Origin of the sequence: Thalassobaculum fulvum, assembly GCF_014652915.1 — a bacterium.
GTDB classification, from domain to species: domain Bacteria; phylum Pseudomonadota; class Alphaproteobacteria; order Thalassobaculales; family Thalassobaculaceae; genus Thalassobaculum_A; species Thalassobaculum_A fulvum.
Window position 1 is genome coordinate 46,037 of the sequence record NZ_BMZS01000017.1, and the last position, 20,627, is coordinate 66,663.

Annotated in this window: 19 protein-coding genes; 8 read left to right on the top strand and 11 right to left on the bottom strand. The window is 70.3% G+C overall.

Features of this window, described 5'->3' with window-relative positions; genetic code table 11:
- Nucleotides 1-82 precede the first annotated feature (82 nt).
- The 3 genes from IE246_RS27190 to IE246_RS27200 are packed head-to-tail and all read left to right on the top strand — an operon-like array spanning nucleotide 83 to nucleotide 2,851.
- Nucleotides 83-559 carry an SspB family protein gene (locus IE246_RS27190; RefSeq protein ID WP_189995724.1) on the top strand — a complete coding sequence of 159 codons (477 nt, stop codon included), beginning with the start codon at nucleotides 83-85 and terminating at the stop codon, nucleotides 557-559.
- A gap of 51 nt (nucleotides 560-610) precedes the next feature.
- Nucleotides 611-2,221 (top strand): fumarate hydratase, encoded by a 1,611-nt coding sequence (locus IE246_RS27195; protein ID WP_189995726.1) that lies wholly within the window; start codon nucleotides 611-613, stop codon nucleotides 2,219-2,221.
- 3 nt (nucleotides 2,222-2,224) lie between these two features.
- On the top strand, nucleotides 2,225-2,851 hold the full coding sequence (locus tag IE246_RS27200) for an alpha/beta family hydrolase (protein ID WP_229837536.1): 627 nt from the start codon (nucleotides 2,225-2,227) through the stop codon (nucleotides 2,849-2,851).
- A 13-nt stretch (nucleotides 2,852-2,864) separates the two neighbouring features.
- On the opposite strand, the gene IE246_RS27205 is transcribed toward IE246_RS27200, so the two are convergent.
- From IE246_RS27205 to IE246_RS27225, 5 genes are all read right to left on the bottom strand, one after another.
- The gene (locus IE246_RS27205) at nucleotides 2,865-3,161 is read right to left on the bottom strand and encodes a hypothetical protein (protein WP_189995727.1); all 297 of its coding nucleotides are present in this window, start codon (nucleotides 3,159-3,161) and stop codon (nucleotides 2,865-2,867) included.
- 130 nt (nucleotides 3,162-3,291) lie between these two features.
- A complete protein-coding gene (gene spbR, locus IE246_RS27210; RefSeq protein ID WP_189995729.1) occupies nucleotides 3,292-4,470 on the bottom strand; it encodes a SpbR family protein in 1,179 nt (392 codons plus the stop codon).
- Between the two features lie 90 nt (nucleotides 4,471-4,560).
- On the bottom strand, nucleotides 4,561-4,989 hold the full coding sequence (locus IE246_RS27215; protein ID WP_189995731.1) for a universal stress protein: 429 nt from the start codon (nucleotides 4,987-4,989) through the stop codon (nucleotides 4,561-4,563).
- A gap of 28 nt (nucleotides 4,990-5,017) precedes the next feature.
- A complete protein-coding gene (locus IE246_RS27220) occupies nucleotides 5,018-7,645 on the bottom strand; it encodes a TRAP transporter permease (RefSeq protein ID WP_189995733.1) in 2,628 nt (875 codons plus the stop codon).
- A gap of 124 nt (nucleotides 7,646-7,769) precedes the next feature.
- Nucleotides 7,770-8,753, bottom strand: coding sequence for a TAXI family TRAP transporter solute-binding subunit (locus IE246_RS27225; protein ID WP_189995735.1), 984 nt, complete (start codon nucleotides 8,751-8,753; stop codon nucleotides 7,770-7,772).
- Between the two features lie 305 nt (nucleotides 8,754-9,058).
- Here IE246_RS27225 and IE246_RS27230 point away from each other — a divergent pair, with 305 nt between their 5' ends.
- Complete coding sequence (locus IE246_RS27230; RefSeq protein ID WP_189995736.1) at nucleotides 9,059-9,469, top strand: response regulator; 411 nt, start codon at nucleotides 9,059-9,061, stop codon at nucleotides 9,467-9,469.
- A 19-nt stretch (nucleotides 9,470-9,488) separates the two neighbouring features.
- On the opposite strand, the gene IE246_RS27235 is transcribed toward IE246_RS27230, so the two are convergent.
- Entirely contained in the window at nucleotides 9,489-10,814 is a 1,326-nt protein-coding gene (locus IE246_RS27235) for an aspartate aminotransferase family protein (protein WP_189995737.1), read from the bottom strand.
- Nucleotides 10,815-11,000: 186 nt separating this feature from the next.
- On the opposite strand from IE246_RS27235, the gene IE246_RS27240 reads away from it, so the two are divergent.
- A complete protein-coding gene (locus IE246_RS27240) occupies nucleotides 11,001-11,819 on the top strand; it encodes a M23 family metallopeptidase (protein WP_189995738.1) in 819 nt (272 codons plus the stop codon).
- A gap of 26 nt (nucleotides 11,820-11,845) precedes the next feature.
- Here IE246_RS27240 and IE246_RS27245 read toward each other — a convergent pair whose 3' ends face one another.
- From IE246_RS27245 to IE246_RS27260, 4 genes are read right to left on the bottom strand one after another with little or no spacing between them, the layout of a single operon-like run.
- Entirely contained in the window at nucleotides 11,846-12,505 is a 660-nt protein-coding gene (locus IE246_RS27245; RefSeq protein ID WP_189995739.1) for an ABC-type transport auxiliary lipoprotein family protein, read from the bottom strand.
- The gene (locus IE246_RS27250; RefSeq protein WP_189995740.1) at nucleotides 12,505-13,512 is read right to left on the bottom strand and encodes an MlaD family protein; all 1,008 of its coding nucleotides are present in this window, start codon (nucleotides 13,510-13,512) and stop codon (nucleotides 12,505-12,507) included. Before IE246_RS27250 ends, IE246_RS27245 begins: the two co-directional genes overlap by 1 nt.
- A gap of 2 nt (nucleotides 13,513-13,514) precedes the next feature.
- Nucleotides 13,515-14,336 (bottom strand): ABC transporter ATP-binding protein, encoded by an 822-nt coding sequence (locus tag IE246_RS27255; RefSeq protein ID WP_189995741.1) that lies wholly within the window; start codon nucleotides 14,334-14,336, stop codon nucleotides 13,515-13,517.
- On the bottom strand, nucleotides 14,333-15,493 hold the full coding sequence (locus IE246_RS27260) for an MlaE family lipid ABC transporter permease subunit (RefSeq protein ID WP_189995742.1): 1,161 nt from the start codon (nucleotides 15,491-15,493) through the stop codon (nucleotides 14,333-14,335). Before IE246_RS27260 ends, IE246_RS27255 begins: the two co-directional genes overlap by 4 nt.
- Before the next feature lie 148 nt (nucleotides 15,494-15,641).
- On the opposite strand from IE246_RS27260, the gene IE246_RS27265 reads away from it, so the two are divergent.
- Complete coding sequence (locus IE246_RS27265) at nucleotides 15,642-16,157, top strand: adenine phosphoribosyltransferase (RefSeq protein ID WP_189995744.1); 516 nt, start codon at nucleotides 15,642-15,644, stop codon at nucleotides 16,155-16,157.
- Between the two features lie 167 nt (nucleotides 16,158-16,324).
- Here IE246_RS27265 and IE246_RS27270 read toward each other — a convergent pair whose 3' ends face one another.
- Nucleotides 16,325-17,326: an MDR family oxidoreductase gene (locus IE246_RS27270; RefSeq protein WP_189995746.1), complete on the bottom strand. Its 1,002-nt coding sequence runs from the start codon at nucleotides 17,324-17,326 to the stop codon at nucleotides 16,325-16,327.
- 96 nt (nucleotides 17,327-17,422) lie between these two features.
- Between IE246_RS27270 and IE246_RS27275 the strand changes: the two genes are divergently transcribed.
- Together IE246_RS27275 and IE246_RS27280 are read left to right on the top strand one after the other, a co-directional pair.
- Entirely contained in the window at nucleotides 17,423-19,144 is a 1,722-nt protein-coding gene (locus tag IE246_RS27275; protein ID WP_189995748.1) for an acyl-CoA dehydrogenase family protein, read from the top strand.
- Between the two features lie 85 nt (nucleotides 19,145-19,229).
- Nucleotides 19,230-20,579 carry a YcaO-like family protein gene (locus IE246_RS27280; protein ID WP_189995750.1) on the top strand — a complete coding sequence of 450 codons (1,350 nt, stop codon included), beginning with the start codon at nucleotides 19,230-19,232 and terminating at the stop codon, nucleotides 20,577-20,579.
- Nucleotides 20,580-20,627: the final 48 nt, after the last annotated feature.

The window sequence follows — 20,627 nt, forward strand, 5'->3', positions numbered from 1 at the left end:
CCTGCCCGACATCGAAGTTTTGCCTTGAGGCCCGCCGGTCGGTGGTGTTCATTGGCGGGACGTCCCGAGTGCATGAGAGCCGATGGCGGAAGATCTTTTCCGATACGACCTGATGGTCGAGAACGCCCTGCGCGGCGTCGTCCGTGACGCCCTGCGCCGAGCCGTGGAACACGGCTTGCCGGGCAATCACCACTTCTATCTGACGTTCAAGACCCGTGCGCCAGGCGTCGAGATCCCGCCCTACCTCATCGAGCGCTATCCCGACGAGATGACCATCGTCCTGCAGTACCAGTACTGGAACCTGGAGGTCGAGGATCTGCGGTTCTCGGTGATGTTGAGCTTCAACGACGTGCGCGAGCGCCTGGTGGTTCCGTTCGAGGCCCTGACCGGCTTCGCCGACCCGTCGGTGCAGTTCGGCCTGCAGTTCCAGGACGGCAGTGCCAGCGATTCCGGCGACCGCGACCCCGACCCGACCCCGCCGAGCGGCGGCGGCGATGCCCCCGCCGACGGCTCCTCCGGCGAGGTCGTCTCGCTGGACCATTTCCGCAAGAAGAAGTGAGGCCGGCCGGGCAGGCCCCGGCTCCGGCAGACCGTACACGAGAGGAACCCGATGGCGGCGTTCGACTTCACCACGATGTTCCCGCTCGGCCCCGACACCACCGACTACCGCAAGCTGACCACCGACCACGTGTCGGTGGCGACTCTGGGCGGCCGCGACGTGGTGACGGTCGAGCCGGAAGGCCTGACCCTGCTGGCCGAACAGGCGTTCCATGACATCTCGCACCTGCTGCGGCCCGGCCACCTGCAGCAGCTGCGCGATATCCTCGACGACCCCGAGGCGTCGCCGAACGACCGGTTCGTCGCCTACGACCTGCTGAAGAACGCCTCGATCGCCGCCGGCGGCGTGCTGCCGATGTGCCAGGACACCGGCACCGCGATCATCATGGGCAAGAAGGGCCAGAACGTCTTCACCGGCTACGACGACGAGGAGGCGCTGTCGCGCGGCGTCTACAACACCTACGTCAACACCAACCTGCGCTACAGCCAGCTGGCGCCGCTCGACATGTTCGCGGAGAAGAACACCGCCAACAACCTGCCGGCGCAGATCGAGCTCTATGCCGAGAAGGGCGACGCCTACAAGTTCCTGTTCGTCCAGAAGGGCGGCGGCTCGGCCAACAAGACCTTCCTGTTCCAGGAGACCAAGGCGGTCCTGAACCCGGACAGCCTGGCCAAGTTCCTTGACACCAAGATCCGCACCCTCGGCACCGCCGCCTGCCCGCCCTACCACCTGGCGATCGTGATCGGCGGCACCTCGGCCGAGTTCAACCTCAAGACCGTGAAACTCGCCTCGACCCGCTACCTCGACGGCCTGCCGACATCAGGCTCCGAGACCGGCCACGCCTTCCGCGACCTGGAGTGGGAGCAGAAGATCTTGGCAATGACCCGCGACATGGGCATCGGCGCCCAGTTCGGCGGCAAGTACTTCTGCCACGACGTCCGGGTGATCCGGCTGCCGCGCCACGGCGCCAGCTGCCCGATCGGCATCGGCGTGTCGTGCTCCGCCGATCGTCAGGCGGTCGCCAAGATCACCCGCGACGGCATCTACCTGGAGCGCCTGGAGGCCGATCCGGCGAAGTTTCTGCCGGACATCGACGAGAGCCAGCTCACCGCCGACGCGGTCGAGATCGACCTGACCCGGCCGATGGACGAGATCCGCAAGACCCTCTCGCAGTACCCGATCAAGACCCGGGTGTCGCTGACCGGCCCGATGATCGTGGCGCGCGACATCGCGCACGCCAAGCTGCAGGAGATGATCGACGCCGGCAAGCCGCTGCCGGACTACGTCAAGAACCACCCGATCTACTACGCCGGCCCGGCCAAGACCCCGGAAGGCTATGCGTCGGGCTCGTTCGGGCCGACCACGGCCGGCCGCATGGACAGCTACGTCGAGCCGTTCATGGCGGCCGGCGGCAGCTTCGTGACGCTGGCCAAGGGCAACCGCTCGCCGGTGGTGCGCGAGGCCTGCAAGAAGCACGGCGGCTTCTACCTCGGATCGGTCGGAGGTGCTGCCGCCAAGCTGGCGCTGAACTCCATCAAGAAGGTCGAGGTCCAGGAGTTCCCGGAGCTCGGCATGGAGGCGGTCTGGCGCATCGAGGTCGAGAAGTTCCCGGCCTTCATCATCGTCGACGACAAGGGCAACGACTTCTTCTCCGGCCTCTGACGGGTGGCCGACACACCCGAGCTGCTGATCGACGGGCCGGACGACGCGCCGGCGACCCTGGTGCTCGCCCATGGCGCCGGCGCGCCGATGGACAGCCCGTTCCTGAACGCCGTGGCGGAACGGCTGTCCCGCCGCGGCCACCGCGTGGTCCGGTTCGAATTCCCGTACATGACGGGACGCCGGACCGACGGCCGCAAGCGGCCGCCCGACCGGCAGCCGGTCCTCATCGACACCTGGCGCTCGGTGGTCGCCGCCCTCGGCGGGCCGCAGCGGCTGGTGATCGGCGGCAAGTCGATGGGCGGCCGGATGGCCTCGCTGCTGGCGGCCGAAGACGGCGCCCGCGGCCTCGTCTGCCTCGGCTACCCGTTTCACCCGCCCGGCAGACCCGAGCGGACCCGCGTCGAGCACCTGGGTGCCCTGGCGGTCCCGACCCTGATCGTCCAGGGAACCCGGGACCCGTTCGGAACCGTCGACGACGTCGCCGGCTATCGGCTCTCGCCGGCGGTCTCGCTCGCCTGGATCGCCGACGGCGACCACGACCTGAAGCCGCGCAGGGCCAGCGGGCGCAGCCATGAGGACGCGCTCGACGAGGCGGCGGCCGCCGTCGACGGGTTCCTCGGTTCACTCTGATCGCGCCGAAGCGTCAGCGCCGGAGAATCCTGCTCGCCTCGTCGACGCTCAATCCGGCGGCCTCGAGCTCGCTGGCGGAGACCAGGGGAAATCCGGCGCCGTGACTCGCCAGGTTCGTCCCGGTCCGCAGCCACCCGTCCTCGCCGAGCACCGGCCCGGCCTCCCGGGTCGTCACCCATCCGACCGCGCCGCCCAGGACGAACGGGCCGGCGAGCACCGCGACGACGAAGACGAGAAACACCAGGCGGCGCCACATGGCACGCGCGGTCGACTGCCCCCAGTCGGAGTCGTAAATGGCCTGAATGCTCACATCGAGGCTCCCCAGCTCGACGGTTGCAGGGCGCAACTGACCAACCTTACCCGGTTCGCGCCGTCATTTGAAGTCCCCCTGACGGATCGGGCAGTCCAGGTACAGTCAATCCGCTCCGCGGCAACGCAGGTCATGCAGGCGGCGCCACCGCTTCGGGTCGCTGGGAGACGTAATTTTCTAGTTTTTTAATCAAGTACTGCGCGTCGTCTTCGCTGACGCCCGGTTCGCCGGCGTCGAACCGGGTCAGGACACGCTCGATGACAGTCTCGGCAAATCGGTCGCGATCGGACGGCGCGTCGCCGAGTTCGGTCTCGTCGATCGTCTCGATGGCGGCGCGCAGGACGACCTTGTCGCGCGGAGCGATACCGGCCTTGTCCGCCAGCGCTTCCAGCCCGCGCCGGCCGGCGTCGTGTACCAGCCGCCCGGCATTTTCCACCGGCACCCCGGCCATCACCGCCAGCGCGGTCTCGACGAACGCCATGTCGCCGACGCAGGCCGCGCGAACGATGATCGACGACGTCAGCCGGCCGCCGCGGGCCAGCGACCGCACCAGATCCTCGACCCGCTCCGGCGAGGACTCGTCGTCGACCAGCGACAGGGTGGCCCGCTCGCGGCTGTCCAGGATGAGGTCGGTCGCCAAGTCCGCCGGCAGGGCGTGGCGCCGGACCAGCTGGCTCTTCAGCCGCTCGGACACCACCGCGACCAGCCGCTCGGCCACCGCCACCGGCAGCGTCTCGCGCTCGATCATCGGCGCGTGCACGCGCTCGCTGTCGGGGAACCGGTCCAGCGCCAGGTCCAGGGTCGGCTCGGCCAGCTCGGCACCGGGGTTCGAGACCACCGCCACCACGACGTTCTCGGAGCCGTGGGCGACCAGCGCGTCGGCAACCGCCTCGGACAGCGCCGGGCGACCCGCGACCGCGAGCTGCTTGGCCTCGTCGTCGCCGGCGACCAAGTCGACCAGGTCGCTGTCGGTCAGCACGCTCGATTCCGAGAGCACCGGCGTGGCGACGCTGGCGATGTCGCGGGCCAGCATCAGGGCGACGTCGTGCGGCAGATCCGGGGTCCGGCGCACCGCCTGGGCGAGCGTCTCGCGCACCTGCCGTTCGACATCGATCGCCAGGCGCCGGACGATGTCGTTCGCCAGACGGCGCTCACCCTCGGCGAGCGCCCCGGCGTCGAGCGCCCGCCCGACGGTCTCGGCGACTTCGGAACGGGCACTGGGCGAGCTGTCCTTGGACAGCTTGGCCACCAGCGCTGCCGTCGGCAGGCCGCCTTCCCGACCATTCGAGGAGGGTCCCGATCCGCTCATCTATCACACCTCCAGACGCCCAGGATCCACCTCGGCAGGGAAGAGGCTAGCGGCCGGACGTTAACGAAATGTTGCCGCGTTCCCGAGCCTTCAGTCGCGGACCACCATGACCGAACAACCGGCGTGCCGCACGACACGGGCGGCATTCGGTCCGAGCAGGTAGTCCCCGAGCTCCGGTCGGTGCGACGCCATGACGATCAGGTCGCAACCGGTGTCTGCCGCATACCGCAGGATCTCTTGATAGATCGTACCATGACCGACGATATGTTGAAGTTTGATTTCCGTCGGGACGTGCTCGGCCACGAACGCATGGAGGGCCTTGTTGGCGTGCTCGATCGCCTGGCGCTCGTGATCCTTGGTGAAATACCCGCCGACGATGCTCATGCCGTAGTCCGGCACCACCGTAATGACGTGCAGCCGCGCCCCGAAGGTCTGAGCCAGCTTGACCGCCGTGCCGACCGCCTTGAGCTGCGTATCGGCGTTGACCAGGTCGACCGCCAGCATGATATCGGCGTACATCGCTGCCCTCCCTCGATAGGTCGACCGGTCAGAATGCCGGCACGTCGGTCCGGCGCCGCTGCAGCACCACCACCAATGCCAGCAGCAGGAACGCCGGGATGTAGAAGATCTCCTTGGCGATGCGCTCGACCGGCACCTCGATCGCGGTGATCTGCACCGGCACGTCACCGTAGAAGTCGAAATCGCCGAGCTTGCTGCCCGGCACGCTGGTCGGCTGGAACGGTTCCTCGAGCTTGGCCACGCCGTCCTCGACGATCACGTGGAGGTCGCTGTTCTTCAGCCGGTCGTCGCCGCTGGCCCCCTTCGCGCCCAGCGGCAGCAGGAAGGTCGTGGTCTCGACCTTGGTCTCGTCGGTTATCGACCGGCCCTCGACGACCAGGCGGATGTCGGCGCCGTCCGGCTCGACCTCGGCGAACTCGACGATCCGGGTCGGGTCCTCCTGGTGGTAGGGCGGCTCGATCATGTCCAGCCAGAAGCCCGGCCGGAACAGGGTGAACGCCACCAGCAGCAGCGCCACCGCCTCCCAGGCCTTGTTGCGGGCGAAGAAGTAGCCCTGGGTCCCGGCCGCGAACAGCATCATCGCCACGGTCGCGATCACGAACACATAGACCGCCTCCAGCAACGTCACGTCGATCAGCAGCAGGTCGGTGTTGAAGATGAACAGGAACGGCAGGGCCACCGTCCGCAGCGAGTAGTAGAACGCCGTGAAGCCGGTCTTGATCGGATCCGACCCGGAGATCGCCGCGGCCGCGAACGAGGCCAGCCCGACCGGCGGCGTCACGTCCGCCATGATCCCGAAGTAGAACACGAACAGGTGGACGGCGATCAGCGGCACGATCAGGCCGTTCTGCGCCCCGACCTCGACCACGACGGCCGCCATCAGCGACGATACCACGATGTAGTTCGCGGTGGTCGGCAGCCCCATACCCAGGATCAGGCTGAACACCGCGACCAGCACCAGCATCGCCATCAGGTTGCCGCCGGACAGGAACTCGATGAAGGCGCCGACCACCTGGTGCGCGCCGGTCAGCGAGATGGTGCCGACGATGATGCCGGCGGCCCCGGTGGCGACGGCGATGCCGATCATGTTGCGGGCGCCGGCGATCAGGCCGTCGACGATGTCGGCGAAGCCGCGCCGGAACTCGCCGGCCACGGACCCGGCCTTGCGGAACACCGCCTTCAGGGGGTGTTGGGTGGCCAGGATGAACAGCATCGCCACTGTCGCCCAGTAGGCGGACAGGCCGGGCGACAGCCGCTCGATCATCAGGCACCAGACCAGGACGACGATCGGCAACAGGAAGTACAGGCCGGTCATCACCGTCGCCTTGACCTCGGGAAGCTCGCTCACCGGGGCGTTCGGGTCGTCCAGTTCGAGGTCCTGGTAGCGGGCGGCGACGGCCACCAGGCCGACATACACGACGAGGAACAGGACGCAGACCGCCTCGAAGGTGGCGTCGCCGAACACGTCCTTGGTCCAGCCGAGGCCGTAGTAGACGACCGCCGCCATGATCGCGATCGTCAGGAAGCCGGTCAGCGCACCGATCAGCCCCTGCACGACGGTCCTCGGCCCGCCGGGCTTCGGCAGCCCCTTCATGCCCGACTTCAGGGCCTCCAGGTGCACGATGTAGAGCAGCGCGATGTAGGAGATGGACGCCGGCAGTATGGCGTGGCGGACCACGTCGAGATAGCTGACCCCGACATACTCGACCATCAGGAAGGCGGCCGCGCCCATGACCGGCGGCATGATCTGGCCGTTGACCGACGACGCCACCTCGACCGCGCCGGCCTTGTCGCCGGAGAACCCGACCCGCTTCATCAGCGGGATCGTGAAGGTGCCGGTGGTGACGGTGTTGGCGATCGACGAGCCCGAGATCAGGCCGGTCATGGCGGACGACACGACCGCGGCCTTCGCCGGGCCGCCGCGCAGGTGACCGAGCAGCGCGAACGCGACCTTGATGAAGTAATTGCCGGCGCCGGCCTTGTCGAGCAGCGCACCGAACAGCACGAACAGGAACACCATGGACGCCGAGACGCCGAGCGCGATGCCGAACACGCCCTCGGTCTGCATCCAGAAGTGCCACATGGCCTTGCCGTAGGACGCCCCCTTCCACTGGATGACGTCCGGGATGAACGGCTTGTCGCCGAAGAACACGTAGATCAGGAACACCGACGCGACGATCACCAGCGGCAGGCCGAGCGCGCGGTAGGTGCAGACCAGGACCAGCGCGATGCCGATGGTCGAGACCACCAGGTCGCCGGTGGTCGGCAGGCCGGCGCGCAGCGCGATCCCGTCCTTGAAAGCGATCAGGTACAGGCAGGCCGCGACGCCGAGCAGCGCCATCAGCCAGTCGTACCAGGGCACGTAGTCGCGCGGCGACGACGCCAGCAGCGGGTAGGACATCGCCGCCAGCGCGAAGGCGAAGGCCAGATGGATCGCGCGCGCCTCGTCGGAGTTGAACACGACCGGAAGGCCGGTCAGGTCCTGCAGCAGGAACGGCAGGTTGGAGGCGTAGTAGAGCTGGAACAGCGACCAGGCCAGCGCCAGCCCGGCGAGCAGGACACCGACGGTGCCCCTCGGATTGCGGCTCCCGGTATCCGAGGAGGCCACGAGATCCTCGAGGTCGACGGCGTTCGGGTTGGTGTGCTGGTCGCTCATGATCCCCCCGATCGCAATGAGCGGGCCCGGTTGCGGGCCGTGCGCGGCACATCGGCGCCGTCGCTTCTGATTTAGGGACGAACGGAGTCGGGGGAGGACGAGCCGCCCTCCCCCGATCGTCGGCTCACATCAGGCCGAGTTCCTTGTAGGCCTTCACGGCACCCGGATGCAGAGGTGCGGACAGCGAGTCCTTGATCATCTCCTCTGCCTTCAGGTTGGCGAAGGCGGGATGCAGCTTCTTGAAGTCGTCGAGATTGGCCATGACCGCCTTGGCGACCACGTAGACGACGTCGTCGGAAACCTTCGCCGAACTCACGAAGGTCGCGCCGACGCCGAAGGTGGTCACGTCGTCCGGATTGCCCGGGTACATGCCGCCCGGGATCGTGGCCATGCGATAGTAGGAATTGTCGTCGACCAGCTTGCGGATCGCCGCGTTGTCGGCGTTCACCAGCACCGCGTCACAGGTCGAGACGGTCTCGGACGTCAGGGCCGACGGATGGCCGACCAGCCAGAAGTACGCATCGATCTTGTTGTCGCAAAGCGCCTGGCCGGTTTCCGCCGACTTCAGTTCGGCCGCGAGCTTCAGGTCGGAGCGCTGCCAGCCGAGGGCGGCCTCGATGACCTCCCAGGTGCCGCGGGTGCCCGAGCCGGCGTTGCCGATGTTCAGGCGCTTGCCTTTCAGGTCGTCGATGTTCTTCACCGCTGAGTCCCGCCGGGCCACGATCGTCACCGGCTCCGGGTGCACCGAGAACACCGCCCGCAGGTCCGAGAACGCGCCGGCGTCGGCGAACTTCGAGGTGCCGTTGTAGGCGTGGTACTGCCAGTCGGACTGGGCGACGCCGAACTCCAGCTCGCCGGACCGGATGGTATTGATGTTGTAGATCGAGCCGCCGGTCGACTCCACCGAGCAGCGGATGCCGTGTTCCTTGCGGTCCTTGTTGACCAGCCGGCAGATCGCGCCGCCGGTCGGATAGTACACGCCGGTGACGCCACCGGTCCCGATCGAGATGAACCGCTGCTCAGCGGCCGAGGCCCCCTCGGAGCCGGCCGCGACGAGCGCTCCGGCGCCCAGTGCGACGGCAAAAGTCGTGGCAAGAAGTCGCTTCATAAGAAGTCCTCCGAACTCTCCCGTTTCTCTTCTCTGTCTGCCGCGGACGGATGCCCCTCCCCGAGGCCACGTCACGGCGTACGACCCGGGCTCTTCCGCCCCTTTTCGGTCGCTCAGGCTCTCTTAACCCTGCAAGCCCAGGCGGTACTATGCTCATTCCGTCTTGTTCGCGTCAACGCGGCCAGGCCGACGGTCGGCGTTCGAAGCGCTTGAACCGGCACCCGGATTGCGTTTAGGTCGCGCAAAGGACGAAAGCTGCCGCCGACGGCTCCACCAGAAGGCACATGCCGGGGTAAGGCGATCACATGACCGGCGAAATCGGGGAATCGGGCGCGTCGGAACGACGGGCGTTCGTCGTCGACGACGACAGCCTCACCCGGCAACTGATTGCCGCCCATGTCGAGCAGGCCGGGTTCAGGCCAATCGAGGTCGAGCCGATGCAGCCGGATATCGAGAGCGCCGCCGCCTCGGCCGGCCCCGAGGACGTCGTGATCCTCGACATCATTCTGGGGCCGGACATCGACGGCTTCGAGGTCATCCGGATGCTGGGGCAGATCGGTTTCCCGGGTCGACTGGTCCTGGTCTCGGGCTACGGGGCCGACTACCTGCAGACGCTCTCGTCCCTGGCCCGCGCGCTCTCGCTCCAGGTCGCCGGCACGATCGCCAAGCCGGTGCGCCCGGCGGAGATCCGGCGCTGCCTCGACGCCGAAGGATGACCGCCGGCGCCGCGACCTCCTACCCCGTCAGGGCGGCGTCGATCGAGTCGCCGAGCTTGTCGACGATCTCGCCGATGTGGCTGTCGTCGATGATGAAGGGCGGCGCCACCAGCACGTGGTCGCCGCGCCGCCCGTCGATGGTCCCGCCCATCGGGTAGACCATCAGGCCGCGCTCCAGCGCCTCGCGCTTGATCGCCGCGTTCAGCTTGCGCGCCGGGTCGAACGGCTCCTTGCTGGCACGGTCGGCGACCATCTCGATGCCGAGGAACAGGCCGCGCCCGCGGATGTCGCCGACGTACGGGTTGTTGCCGAACCGCGACTCCAGCGCCCGCCGCAGCGCCGCTCCCCGGACCTTGACGTTGTCGAGCAGGTTGTCGTCGCGGATCACGTGCTGCACGGCCAGCCCGGCGGCGCAGGCCGCCGGATGGCCCATGTAGGTATGGCCGTGCTGGAAGAACCCGGAGCCGTCGCGGATGGCGGCGTAGATCCGCCCGTCCACCAGGACCGCCCCGATCGGCTGGTAGCCGGCGCCCAGCCCCTTGGCGATCACCAGCAGGTCCGGCGCCACCCCGTCCTCTTCGCAGGCGAACAGGTGGCCGGTCCGGCCCATGCCGCACATCACCTCGTCGAAGATCAGCAGCACGCCGTGGCGGTCGCAGATCTCGCGGATCCGCTTCAGGTAGCCGGGTACCGCCGGCAGCGCGCCGGCGGTGGCGCCGACCACCGGCTCGCACACGAAGGCGGCCACAGTCTCCGGCCCGGCCGCCCGGATCGCGGCGTCAAGCTCGTCGGCCACCCGGATGCCGTACTCCTCGGTGGTCTCGCCGTCGCGGCGGTCGCGGTACTCGTAGCAGGGCGCCACATGGGTCGCGTCGATCAGCAGCGGCCTGAACTGCTCGCGCCGCCACTCGTTGCCGCCGATCGACAGCGCGCCGAGGGTATTGCCGTGGTAGCTCTGGCGCCGGGCGATGATCCGGTAGCGCTCGGGCTGGCCGATCTCCAGGAAGTACTGGCGCGCCATCTTAAGGGCCGCCTCGACGCCCTCGGAGCCGCCGGACACGAAGTACACCATGTCCAGGTCACCGGGTGCCGCGTCGACCAGGAAGTCGGCGAGCTTCTCCATCGGCTCGTTGGTGAAGAACCCGGTGTGGGCATACGGGATGGCGTCGAGCTGCGCCTTGATCGCGTTGACCACGCGGACGTCGCTGTGACCGAGGCACGACACCGCGGCGCCGCCGGAAGCGTCCAGGTAGCGCTTGCCGGTGGCGTCGACGATGTAGACGCCGTCGCCGACGGCGGCGGTCGGCGGAACCGACTTGGTCTGGCGGTGGAATACATGGGTCATGCGAACCTCCTGGCCATCGCTCCGGCCTTCCGACCGGGGGCAGTCAACGCCGGTGACGGCGCCCCGGTCAAGGGTGCGGCGACGCCGGTCCGGCACGGAATCGAGATTCCCGTTGAAGCCCGCTTGCGCCGGCGCAACCCTGCCCGCGTCGAGGTCGTGCCGACCACCGGCCGGAGGGAAAACAACATGCGCCGTGTGCTGTCGCTGCTGGTCGCCGTGGCCTGTGCCGCCGGGTTCGTCGCCGACGCAGCCGCCGAGGGGCGCGGCGGCGGTCTGCGCGGCGGTGGCGGCGGGATGCGGACGCCGAAAGAGCCGTACGAGGTGCTCGAGCGCAAGGGTCTGTTTGCGACCGGCCTGCGGGCCGCCTTCCCGGCCGGCGTCGACTGTCCCGGCATCGCCTCGCCCTACGGATCGCGCACCCGCTACGACGGCAGCGCGCGCAACAACGACCACTACGGCTACCACAACGGCCTGGACATCACCCTGCGGGCCGGCACGCCGCTGCTGGCGGTTGCCGACGGCACCGTGGTCCATGCCGGGACCGCCGGCCAACTGGTCGGCCACTTCGTGTGGCTGCACTTCGCACCGGCGGCGACCGGCCTGCCGGTGCATCTGTTCGCGCGCTACCAGCACCTGGACGAGCCGTCGCCGCTGGCGGTCGGGACGACGGTCGAGGCCGGCGACGTGATCGCCCGCTCCGGCAATACCGGCACCGCCGGCGGCCACTATGGATCCGCCGGCTACCCCCACCTGCACATCAACTTCCTGGTCGGGGACAGCGCCGAGCACACCGTCAAGGGGCCGATGCTCGGGCCGAAGTCGCTGCGCTACCTGGACCCGCTCGGCCTGTATCTCGTGCCGCCGCCGTCGCCGGCCGACAACCATGCCCTGCGCGACCTGCCGGACGCCGCCAAGACCGTCGCCGTCCCGGTCCGGACGACCGACGGCCGGACCCTGCCGGCCGGCAGCCGGACCGTGTGGCCGGTCGCCTGCTCGCCGCGCTAGCCCGGTCCCGGATCAGCCCCTCCCGTTCAGCCCTGCAGGGCCGGGTTGGTCAGGGTCCACACCACGATGTCCCGCAGCACCTTGCCCAGCGCCTCGTCGAACGTCTCCACGATCGAGCCCATGCGGTTGTCCCGGGACGGCATCAACCGCTCCATGGTCGCCGACGCGATGATGTGCCGTTGCGGCATGCGGACCAGCTTGGCGTTGATGCGGACGTTGATGGTCGGGGCCTCGGCGCCCTCGGCGTACTCCGCCTGGAACTCGCGCAGCTCGATCCGCAGCACGAAATCGGAGCGCAGCGCGACCGACTCCGGGCCGACGCCGACGATCCGCTTAGAGTTCTCGAAGGATTCGATCAGCAGCCGCTGCACCATGTTGGGCGCGTCGTCGATCCACTGGACGCCGGCGTAGTAGTCGATGGTGTAAGGGCCCCGGGCGACCGCGATCCGGGTGGTGGCGAGGCCGGCCGGCGACGACGGCCGGTCGACGCCGAGCTGCCGGCTCACGACCGGCAGGTCGGCGGGAAACACGCTCTTCGGCGACAGGGTGTAGAGCTGCGGCGGCGGCCGGTTGATCGGCAGGGCCGAGCATCCGCCGAGGGCTCCTGCTCCCAGCACCATGGCCGCGGAACCGAGCAGCAGGGAGCGCCGGGCCAGGACGGGCGGGATCGGACGGGAAATCGGCATCATTGCGCCTCCACCTGGCCTTCGCGGCGGCCGAACAGGAACTGCGAGGGATCGCGGTCGATCTGCCGCACCACGCGGTCCAGGTTGCCGACCAGCACGCGGGCCTCGATCAGGAACTGGGTGAGCTCGTACAGGCCGGAGTTCGAGAAGTCGCGCATGCCAGGCCGCGCCTCGGCGACCAGCGCCTCGAGCTGGGCGGCGGTGCCGCCGATCCGCTCGGTGGTCTCGCCGAGGCGTTCCGACAGCTTGCCGATCTCGACGTCGACGCCGGTCACGGTGCCGCGGGCGGCCGCCAGCGTCACCGCGATCTCGTCGGCGATGGTCGCGAAGTTGCGCCGCAGGTCGCGGATCAGCGGGACCAGGTCGGACATCGCGGCGCGCACCTCGGAGGCCGCCGCGGCGCCGTCGATCACCGCCGCCTCGATGTCGTCCGTCCGACGGCCGAGGGTCGACGACAGCACCGCGAGGTTGCGCAGGATCTCGGTCACCGAGTCCCGGTTCTCCTCGCTGAAGAAGCCCTGCAGCCGGACCATCAGCACGGTCAGCTGGTCGGCGATCTCCGGCGCCGACTGGAACACCTTCTCCAGCCGCGACGCCCGCGACGGGATCACCGGCGGCGGCCCGCCGGCCGTGCGCTCCAGTTCCGGAGAATTGCGCGATCCGCCCTGGATCTGGATGAAGCCGACGCCGGTCAGCCCCTGGGATTCCAGGGTCGCGAACATGTCGGTCTTGATCGACACGGTCGCGTCGATCTCCAGGTCGACCTGGATCTTCTCGACGTTCTCGGGGTCGATCCGTATCCCGGTGACCGAGCCGACCGGCACCCCGCGATAGCGGACCGGGCTGCCGACCGACAGGCCGCCGACCGAGCCGGTGAACTCGATCCGATACCCACGCACCTCCTGGTCCAGCCGGACGTCGCCGAACCACACCGCGAGGCCGAGGCCCCCGAGGAACAGCAGCAGGACGAAGGCGCCGACCGCCACGTATCCGGCACGGGTCTCCATCGTCACCCCCCTTCCCCGGCGGCCGGGGCAATCCCACCCGGACCCGTCGCCCGGGCCGCGATGTCGAACGCCGCCCGCGCCCGCGGGCCATGGAAGTACTCCTGGATCCACGGATGCGGGTCGGCCGTCAGCTCCGCCATGGTGCCGACCACGATCCGCTTGTCCACCAGCACCGCGATGCGGTCGCAGATCCGCGCCAGGCTGTCGAGGTCGTGGGTCACCATGACCACCGTCAGGCCGAGCGCCCGGCGCAGGTCCAGGATCAGCTCGTCGAACGCCGACGCCCCGATCGGGTCGAGCCCGGCGGTCGGCTCGTCGAGGAACACCACCTCCGGGTCCAGGGCCAGTGCCCGGGCCAGGCCGGCCCGCTTCCTCATGCCGCCCGAGAGCTGCGAGGGATACTTGCCGCAGGCGTCCGGCGGCAGGCCGACCAGCCCGACCTTCAGGCGCGCCAGCTCGTCCATCAGGGCCTTCGGGACGTCGCCGCGCTCGCGCATCGGCACCTCGATGTTCTGGCCGACGGTGAGCGCGCTGAACAGCGCGCCCTCCTGGAACAGCATCCCGAACCGCCCGGCCAGCCGCGCGGTGGTGGAGCCGTCCCACGCCACCCGTTCGCCGAGCAGCCGGACCTCGCCCTCGGTCGGCCGCTGCAGGCCGATGACGGTCCGCAGCAGCACGGTCTTGCCGGTGCCGGAGCCGCCGACCACGCCGAGGATCTCGCCGCGCCGCACCTCGAGGTCGAGTCCGTCGTGCACGGTCTGGGTCCCGAACCGGGTCACCAGCCCCCGCACGACGATCGTCGGCTCGCCGTCGACCGCGGTCATATGCCGATCTCGGCGAAGGCGATCGCGAAGATCGCGTTGAGCACGATGACCAGGAAGATCGATTCCACCACCGCCCGCGTGGTCTGCCGGCCGACGCTCTCGGCGCTGCCCGACACCGCGAGCCCGTTGTGGCAGCCGACCAGCGCGATCACCACCGCGAAGAACGGCGCCTTGATCAGCCCCACCAGGAAGCTCCAGATCGTCACGCCGGCGGCCAGCTGCGACAGGAACTGGCCGGTCGACAGGTCGAGCTGGAACAGGCAGATCACCGCCCCGCCGGCGAGCCCGGCCACGTCGGCGAACACGGTCAGCGCCGGCAGCACGATCACCAGCGCGACCACCCGCGGCAGCACCAGCACGTCGACCACCGACAGCCCCATTGTTTCCAGGGCATCGACCTCCTGGTTGACCTTCATGGTGCCGATCTGCGCGGCGAACGCGCTGCCGGAGCGGCCGGCGACGATGATCGCGGTCAGCAGGATGCCGATCTCGCGCAGCACCGAGATTCCGACCAGGTTGACGGTCAGCACCGCCGCCCCGAACCGGGCCAGCTGCAGCGCCCCCATGTAGGCGAGCACGACCCCGACCAGGAAGCACAGCAGTCCGACGATCGGCAGCGCGGTAACCCCGGTCGCCTCGATCTGGGCGACCGTGGCGGTCCCGCGCAGCCGGGTCGGGCGCAGCACCACCCGGCCGAGCGCCACGACCACCTGCCCGAGCAGGCCGAGCAGGCTGCGCCCGGTCCGCAGGCCTTCGGACGAGCGCCGGCCGAGCGCCTCGAGCTGGTCCAGCAGCGACCAGCGCGGCGGCGGCTCGACCGCGGCCGTCGGGTCGTGCAGGGCAGCCTTGTCGAAGATCGCGCGCAGCCCCTCGCCGAGACCGGCCACCTCGACCGACACCCCGCGGCGCTCGAGCCGCCCGGCGGTCCGCCGGATCGCCCAGGCGCCGGCGCTGTCCAGCCGGGTCACGGCGGTCGCGTCGAAGGTCGCCCCCCGGACCTGGCGCTCGGCCAGCTCGCGCAGGGCGGCGTCGACCGCCAGCGCGGTCTCCAACGTCCACGCGCCGGCCAGCCGTACGACCAGGGCGTCGCCCCGGCTGTCGACGGACAGGGTGCCTGCTGCCTCCGCCCCCGCACGATCGATCGTCGCCGCGCGCAACCACTCCTCCCGCTGCTCCCTGCCTCAGAGTATCGGTGCGGCGGCAGATCGGCCAGCGTGCCGCTCTGCCGGTTCCGCCATCCTGGACGGTGGCACCCGGACACGGTTTGCTCTACATGGGACGGTCGGTCGACCCGGGGAGAACGCGATGAACCTCAAGGAACATATCCGCTCGGTGCCGGATTTCCCGAAGCCGGGGATCCTGTTCTACGACATCTCGACGCTGCTGGAGCACCCGGTGGCCTGGAAGGTGACGGTCGAGCGGCTGGCCGAGGCGATCCGCCCGTTCAAGCCGGACCTGCTGGCCGGCATCGAGAGCCGTGGCTTCCTGACCGCCGCCCCGCTGGCGCTGGAGCTCGGGCTCGGCTTCATCATGATCCGCAAGAAGGGCAAGCTGCCCGGGCCGACCGTGCCCTACACCTACGACCTGGAGTACGGCACCGACACCGTCGAGATCCAGGAAGGCGCGGTCCCGCCGGGCGCCCGGGTGGTGATCCTGGACGACCTGCTGGCCACCGGCGGCACCCTGAACGCCTCGGTGCACCTGCTGCGCAAGGTCGGCGGCAACGTCACCGGCGGCGCCTGCATCATGGAGCTGACCTTCCTGAAGGGCCGCGACAAGCTCGACATCCCGTTCGCGTCGCTGCTGCAGTACGACGAGTAGCGGTCGCGCCCGTCGCTTCGTAGGTTCCGCATGCGCCCCGCCTGCGGCGGCCCGCTCCGGAATGACGAAGCGAGGGAGCTACATTGCATTCTCGTCATTCCGGACGGGCGCGCCGCCCCCGGCGCGGCCGATCCGGGACCCACCCTGCGACGGGCGTGTCCGCACCCTTACCCGCCGCCGACCGTCACCACCGCCCGGCCGCGCACCTCGCCCTTGAGGATGGCGCGGCCGAGGTCCGGCAGCTCGTCGAACCGGTGCAGGTGGCTGACGGCGTCCAGCCTGTCCATCGGCAGGGTGTCGGCGATCGTCTTCCAGACCCGCTCGCGCCGGTCCTTCGGGCACATCACCGAGTCGATCCCGAGCAGGCTGACGCCGCGCAGCAGGAACGGCAGCACCGTGGTGGTGACCTCGTTGCCGCCGGTCAGCCCGACCGCCGCCACCGACCCGCCATAGGCAACCTGGGTCAGCAGGTTGGCGAGCGTGGTGCCGCCGACATTGTCGACCGCCGCCTGGAACCGCTCGCTGGCCAGCGGCCGCTTCGGCTGCTCGGCGAACTCGGCGCGGTCGACGATGCTGGCCGCCCCCAGCTCCGTGAGGTAGCCGTGGGTTTCGGCCCGGCCGGTCGAGGCGACAACCGTGTAGCCCTTGGCCGCCAGCAGCGCGACGGCGACGCTGCCGACGCCGCCCGACGCACCGGTCACCAGCACCTCGCCGCCGTCCGGCCGCATGCCGGCCGCCTCCAGGCTGTCGACCGCGAGGCCGGCCGTGAAACCGGCGGTGCCGAGCGCCATGGCGCGCTCCAGGCTGAGGCCGGCCGGCAGCCTGACCAGATAGTCGCCCGGAACCCGCGCCAGCACGGCATAGCCGCCCCAGCGGGTCTCGCCGACCCGCCAGCCGGTCAGCACCACCGGGTCGCCCGGCGCCAGCCCGGAGTGCGACGAGGTCTCGACGGTGCCCGAGAAGTCGACGCCCGGCACGTGCGGGTACTTCCGCACCAGCCGGCCGATCCCGTTCATCACCATGCCGTCCTTGTAGTTCACGGTGGTGTAGGCGACGCGGACGGTGACGTCGCCGTCCGGCAACTCGGCGGTCGCGAGCTCTTCGAACGCGCCGGTCACCTTGCCGCCCTCGCCCTCCCGCAGGACGTAGGCCTTGAAGCCGTCGGACATGCTACCTCTCCGTTCGATTCCGTGCGCAGTTGCCCTGGCGGCGGCAGGGTGCCAGGGTTCGGCCCTCACAATGACTCGCCTCGACCGGAGCCCGCCATGGATTCCTTCGCCGCAGCGTCCCCCGGTGCCGAGACCGCGGGCCTCCGGGACGGCAGCCTGCTGCAGCCGGACACCAGCGGCATCAACGCCTTCGACGACGACCGGTCGCTGGCCGCGCTGCTCGGCCTGTACCTGGCGCCGGACGACCTCGCGACGCTGACCCCGACCTTCCGTCGCCTCGGCGACCTGATCGGCGGGCGGCTGGACGCGCTGGCGCATACCGCCGACCGGAACCCGCCGGTCCTGCACCACCGCGACCGCAACGGCGACGACCGCCAGCGGATCGAGAAGCACCCGGCCTATGTGGAGATGGAGCGGATCGGCTTCGGCGAGCTGGCGATGGCGGCGATGTCGCACCGCCCGGCGCTCGGCCTCGACAAGCCGGTGCCGCACGCCGCCAAGTACGCCATCCAGTACCTGTTCGCGCAGTCGGAGTTCGGGCTGCTGTGCCCGATCAGCATGACCGACGCGCTGACCCGCACGATCCGCCGCTACGCCGACCCGGCCCTGGTCGAGCGCTACCTCGCCGGCCTGACCGCCGAGACCCTGGAGGACCACCTCCAGGGGGCGATGTTCATGACCGAGCGGGCCGCCGGCTCCGACGTCGGCGCCACCGTGACCCGGGCCGTACCGGACGGCGACGGCTGGCGGCTGTACGGCGACAAGTGGTTCTGCTCGAACACCGATGCCGGGCTGGCGCTGGTGCTGGCGCGGCCGGACGGCGCGCCGCCGGGCATCAAGGGCGTGTCGCTGTTCCTGCTGCCGCGCGACCTGCCGGACGGCAGTCGCAACGCCTACCGGATCGTCCGGCTGAAGGACAAGCTCGGCACCCGCTCGATGGCGTCGGGCGAGATCACGCTGGAGGGCGCAAAGGCCTGGATGGTCGGCCCGGCCGGCCAGGGCTTCGTGCAGATGGCCGAGATGGTCAACCAGTCGCGGCTGTCGAACGCCGTGCGGGCCGCCGGCATGATGCGCCGGGCGCTGCGCGAGGCCCTGACGGTGGCGCGTGGCCGCGAAGCGTTCGGCCGCCGGCTGCTCGACCTGCCGCTGCAGCGCCGGCAGCTGGTGAAGCTGATGCTGCCGACCGAGCAGGCGTTGTCGATGTGCCTGTTCACCGCCGACGCGCTCGCCCGCGCCGACGCCGGCGACGCCGAGGGCAAGGCGCTGCGCCGGATCCTCACGCCGCTGCTGAAGTTCCGGGTCTGCCGCGACGCCCGCAAAGTGACCGGCGACGCCATGGAGGCGCGCGGCGGGGTCGGCTACATCGAAGAGTGGATCGAGCCGCGGCTGGTCCGCGACTCCCACCTCGGCTCGATCTGGGAGGGCACCAGCAACATCGTCGCCCTCGACGTGCTGCGCGCCGCCCGCAAGGAACATGCGCACGCCGCCCTGGCCGCCGCGCTGGGGGCCCGGATGGTGGCGGCCGGCCTGCCCGAGGACCGGCGCGCCCGGCTGACCGGGCTGATCGGCCGGGCCGCCGCCGCCGTCGACGCGGCCGCCGCGGCGGGCCCGGACGGCGACCGGCGGGCCCGCACCGTCGCCTCCGGCCTTTACCACGCCGCGTCGGCCTGCCTGCTGGCCTGCGACGGCGCCCTGCTGGCCGATCGGCGTCGGGCCGCACTGGCCGATCTGGTGATCCGCCACAAGCTGACGCCACGCGACCCGCTGGAGGCCGAGGACGGCAGCGAGGCGGAAACCGAGGCCCTGCTGCTGGACTGATTGGCGATGCGCTCGATCCCTGCTTGACTTCGGCCGAAGGGGCCGGCCCCGACGGGCCGGCTGTATCTGCGGGGAACGGCATCGTATGCACACCATCGACCGCCCGGTGATCCGGGCCGCGGCCGCCATGCTGGCGACGGATCCCGGCGAGGCGACGGACGCGGCGGACAGCGAGGCCGCGCGGCGGCTGCTGGCCGACCTCGGGGCATTCGACGGTACGGGCCCCGGAAACCTGGCGGCCCTGGTTCGCCTGGCCGGCCGCCTGCCCATGGTGTTCATGCTTGCGGCGCCGCGGGCCCCGGGCCTCACCTTCCTCGGCGCGACGGTCGACGCCCGGGAGTTCGGCCGGAAACCGAGCGGATACGCCGTCGACGGCGTATCGGGCTCCGGGACGAGCCTCCGGACGGCGTTCGCCGCCTGCATCGGGGAAGCCGCCGAGTACCTGTCGCAACTGGAAAGCGGCGACGAGGGGCTCGTGCGCCGCCCGGCCGGCGAGCCCGGCGGCGGCCCGGCACTGCGGAACCTGGACGGTCTGCTGGCCCAGCTCGAGGCCACCCCGGGGCGAGCCGATCCCGGGGCCGACCCGGCGATCGACTGGATCGCCGCGGAACGCGCGACGGACGGCGCCGCCGTCCTGGTGCCGGCCGACCTGTGCCTGCGCGGCCGGGATCAGTCCGCCGTCCGATCGCGGATCCCGCTGAGTACCGGCTGCGCCGCCGGACCGACCGCCGCTGGGGCCAGGCTGTCCGCGGTCCTCGAACTCGTCGAACGCGATGCCGCTGCGCTCTGGTGGATCGGAGGACGGCGGGGTCGCCGGATCGCGCCGGACTCGACGGCGGGCCGGGCGCTCCCGGGCCTTCTGCGGGCCCTCCGGCACGATCGTGACGAGCGCCGCACCTTCGTTCTCGACATCACCACCGATCTCGCCATCCCCTGTGTCGCGGCACTGTCCTGCAACCGCGACGGCCGCGACCTTGCGTTCGGTCTCGCCGCCCGGCTCGACGCCGACGCCGCGGTCCGCTCGGCCCTGGTGGAGATGTGCCAGGGCGAACTCGGCAACGGGCTGATCGGCGTCAAGCTCGCGCGCGGCGGCGAGGCGGCGCTCACCGACCGCGAGCGCCTGCGCGCCCGCAGGTCCCGGCACCTGCTGTACGACGACTGCCCGCTGCTGCACCCGGCCGGCGTCTCCCGGTCCGACGATCCGGTGCCGCCGGCCGGTGATCCGCTCGACCACGTCCTGACGCGGCTTGCCGACGCGGACATCGACGTGGCGTTCGTCGACCTGACCCGTCAGGACGTCGACATCCCGGTGATCAAGGCGTTCGCGCCGGGTCTTCAGCCTCTTCAATCCTGCATTGCCACCAGACGCCTGCAGCGCACGCGTGACGAATTCGGCGGCGGGATGATACAGACCGATAGTTTTGCATTACTCTGAGCAGTGACTGCGAGGTCGAGACACAAGGGGGGGACTGTGTCTGTCGAT